This window comes from Actinoplanes sp. NPDC051633 (assembly GCF_040681735.1).
GTDB lineage: Bacteria > Actinomycetota > Actinomycetes > Mycobacteriales > Micromonosporaceae > Actinoplanes.
The window spans coordinates 1-3,341 of sequence record NZ_JBFAZH010000878.1 but is presented as its reverse complement, the minus strand read 5'-3'; the positions used below and the strand labels follow the sequence as shown (position 1 = coordinate 3,341).

At 69.9% G+C, this 3,341-nt stretch carries 4 protein-coding genes; 2 read left to right on the top strand and 2 right to left on the bottom strand.

Annotated features, from left to right (window positions below):
- On the bottom strand, nt 1-497 hold a 497-nt coding region (locus AB0M20_RS33760), incomplete at its 3' end, for a hypothetical protein (RefSeq protein WP_364304396.1).
- 420 nt (nt 498-917) lie between these two features.
- On the opposite strand from AB0M20_RS33760, the gene AB0M20_RS33755 reads away from it, so the two are divergent.
- On the top strand, nt 918-1,460 hold the full coding sequence (locus AB0M20_RS33755) for a hypothetical protein (RefSeq protein ID WP_364304395.1): 543 nt from the start codon (nt 918-920) through the stop codon (nt 1,458-1,460).
- A gap of 228 nt (nt 1,461-1,688) precedes the next feature.
- Nucleotides 1,689-2,315, top strand: coding sequence for a hypothetical protein (locus tag AB0M20_RS33750; protein ID WP_364304394.1), 627 nt, complete (start codon nt 1,689-1,691; stop codon nt 2,313-2,315).
- Nucleotides 2,316-2,324: 9 nt separating this feature from the next.
- Here AB0M20_RS33750 and AB0M20_RS33745 read toward each other — a convergent pair whose 3' ends face one another.
- Nucleotides 2,325-3,290 carry a winged helix-turn-helix domain-containing protein gene (locus AB0M20_RS33745; RefSeq protein ID WP_364304392.1) on the bottom strand — a complete coding sequence of 322 codons (966 nt, stop codon included), beginning with the start codon at nt 3,288-3,290 and terminating at the stop codon, nt 2,325-2,327.
- Nucleotides 3,291-3,341 lie beyond the last annotated feature (51 nt).

Below are 3,341 nucleotides of genomic sequence, written 5' to 3'. Positions count from 1 at the left end.
TAGGTGTTGCATTGTTTTACTAAAAAAATAGAAACAAATTCCAAAGCCTCCCTCAGGCGGTCGGCCGACCGGGACCGCTGTCGGCTCACAGCAAGCGTGGCGAGTTCGGTCCGCGTCGCGCCCAGGTTGGCGATGAGGTCGGCCAGTCGGACCAGACCGAACAACGTGACGGCCGTGTTGACCGCGACTATGACGGTCCATGCGGTGGAGACAAAGGTTTGCCCAGGGAACGGCAGGAGCGTACGCAGAAGTAGTTCCAGCGCCACGGCGCCACCGAAGGCGACCCAGGACATCGGGGGGCGCACGGTCAACAGCAGCAGACCGCCGAGGAGCCCGGAGAACACCGCCGCCCAGGTCTGCCCGAGGAGGCCGAACGGCAGAAAGGTCAGAATCGCCTGACAGGACAGCAACAAGCCTCGATGGCGGTCCCAGATGTCTCGCCCACGCGGGACGGTGTACAGCAGGGGAAGCACGAACAGCGCAGCGGCCAGGGCCATGCCGGCCCGTCCCCCCGGGTACGCGGCAGTTGCCAGCCTTGCCGGGAGAACGAGGCACAGGAACGTTGCTCCGAACGTCCAGGCGAGGCGCGGTGCGGGGGAATCGTCACCGCTCATGTCGGCCCTTCCGTCAACGTGCCACTGACACTTGCTCGTCCGCCACGGTAAGGGATGGTGAGGCCGAATTCATTCACGCCGTCACCGCTGGCGAGGGTGGCCTGCCCTGAGCTCAGCGATGGCCACCTGGCCGATGTTCGGGCTGGGCCGAAGCGCGAGCCTTTCGGGACGGCCTTGCCTGCCGCGTGGCCGAAACCCTGGAGAGGATCTGGCATGACGTCGAACACGACAACCGCAAAGACGAGCGGTGCAGCTCGCCGGACTCGGAACGGACCAGTGCTCATCCTGGGTGCGGTTTGCTTTGTGCTGCTGTATCTCAGTGCCGACTTCATCGCACCCACCCTGGCATCATCCGCCCTGCCGCTGCCGAACGCGCCGTTGGCTGAGACGCGGGCCTGGTTCGCCGACAACCGGCTGGCCGCGGTCAGCCTCGGGATCGGCCAGTTCCTGTCCGTGTCCGCGCTGGCGGTGTTCGTCACGAGGCTGGGAAGGATCGCCCGGCACACCCGCAAGCCTCCCACGACGGCGACGATGTGGGGACTGGCCGCTGTCGCACTGATGATGCTGGCGAGCGTCTGCCTGTGGCTGCTCGCGGCAATCGCATCGAGTGTCTCGCTGGACGTCGTGTCCGTGCTGCGTACCGCGAACTTCATCGCCGGCGGAACGGCGCACGTGCTCGCACTTGGCGTTTTCGCGATCCTGGCGTCCAGGATCCCCGGGATGAGCAAGCCGATCCGGGTGCTCAGCTATGTCGCGCCGGTCCCGGCGGTGCTCTCGTTGGTGTCTCTCGTCTGGTTCGAGGGAGCCGTGTTCATCCTGGTCGGCCGGCTGCTGTGCATGATCTGACGATCAGCGCCGCCGTGAGTGTGACCCGTCGGCTGTCCAAGGGGTCCTGGATCTAGCGCAACGTCCCCGCCGCCGTACGGATGTGCTGGCGGAAATCGGTCGTCGCCTTCATCGATCATTTCGGTGTACGCCGAAATGATTGAGCTTCGCCCGCAGGAGCGGGCACCGTGTCGGCCGGAGCCGGTCCGCATCGGACGATCGGCATTTCCGTTCCTGGAGGTACCGAATATGCGACGACGGATGCTGCTGGCCGGTGCGGCCGGAGTGACCGCGGCGGTGGTTGCGCCCGGGCCGGCTTCGGCGACCACCGACCCCGCCGGCCGCCGGTTGCTGCTCGTGGGCGCCAACCCCGGTGTCAGCCTGTTCGCCGGCGACGAGCTGACCGCGTACGCGTCGGTTTGGGTCGTGCGATGGTCCGAGTACGGCGCCGGCCGCGCCATCGTGCTCTGGCACGACGGAACCGTTCGGGTCATGACCACCGACCGCGACCTGGGATACTGGCTGTCGCAACACTTCACGCGCAACTTTCCCGAGGTGGCCGGCGTGCCGTGGCCCGAACCGGAGGTACAGCGGGCCAACGTCGACGTCGGGCTCGACCTCGCCACCGGGCTCGACGCACGGGCGCGGGACGTGCGGGTGCGGATGACGGGCGTACTGCAGCGACGCACCTTCAGCACCGACGACTTCGACCTGGGCGGCACCGCGCACTCGCTGAGCCTCGTCCTGGCCCCGATGAACACCGCGCGGATCACCATCGGCGGGCGCGCGCTGCCGGGCGAGGTGCAGCTGGGGGGCACCCCGGAACGCCCATCGTCGTCGGCGTTCCTGGCGGAGGCAGAGGTGTGGCGGGTTTGAGCCTCTCGGCTATCCCGACGTGCCGGCGGGTGCGGCGCGGTGCAGCAGTTGAGCGCCGAGCGGCGTGAGCCAGTGGCGTACGCCGCGACCCGTGCGCGTCGTCGCGACGAGGCCGACGGCACGCAGCGCCGCGGCATGCTCCGACGCGGACGCGGGGCTGGAGCGCACCCGCCGGGCCAGCTCCACGGTGCCGCAGCCGGTGCCGATCGCGCGCAGCACGGCCGCGCGTGTGCCGCCGAGCAGCCGCGCGAGTGCGTCCTCGGACGCGGCACCGTCCCGGCTGGGCAGCGGCGTGCCGGTTGGATAGAAGATCACCGTCGGCTCGCCGGGTTCGGTCGCCACGCGGACCTCGTCGACGAGGAAGGGTGATGGCACGAGCACGATGCCCAGCCCGTCGGAGCGATGGGTGAACGTGAACGGTCTGCGTACCAACAGCTCCTGTCCGCGCAGCTCGACCGACGGGTGGAGGCCGTGCAGGGCCGATCCGAGCCCGGACGCGCCCAATGCGGCCGAGCGGCGGGCGACGTCCGCCTCGCGGTCGGTCGCTAGGTGGGCGGCAACGGGCGCGACGCCGGCGGCGTACATCCGGGCGGCTGCCACGCGCAGGTCGGCTCGCGCGTCGCGGTCACCGTCCGCGAGTGACCGCAGCCAACCGGTGGGCGGGGGGAGCAGGTCCTGGATTTCCGGCCGGATCCTGCGTACCGGCGCGTGCTGGATCATGTCCAGGCTCGCCTCGAGGTCGCGGCACAGCGGCTGGACGAACCCGCATGTCGGGCCGGTCGGTGGTGCAAGCGCCAGCAGCGGGCCGGCGCCGGCCCCGAGTGCCGGCCGGGTGGCGGCGTGCCAGTGGGCGAGTGTGGCGGCCGGAGGGCGTTGCAGCGCGCGGGCGGCGAGGCCGGCGTCGACCATCGGCCCCGGATCCAGCTCGAACCGCACGCGTGCCAGGTCGGCGGGACGAAGCACGATCCGCATCACCGGCCCATCGTGCCACGACCGGATTGCCCCCTACGCCGCCGAGCCACTCCC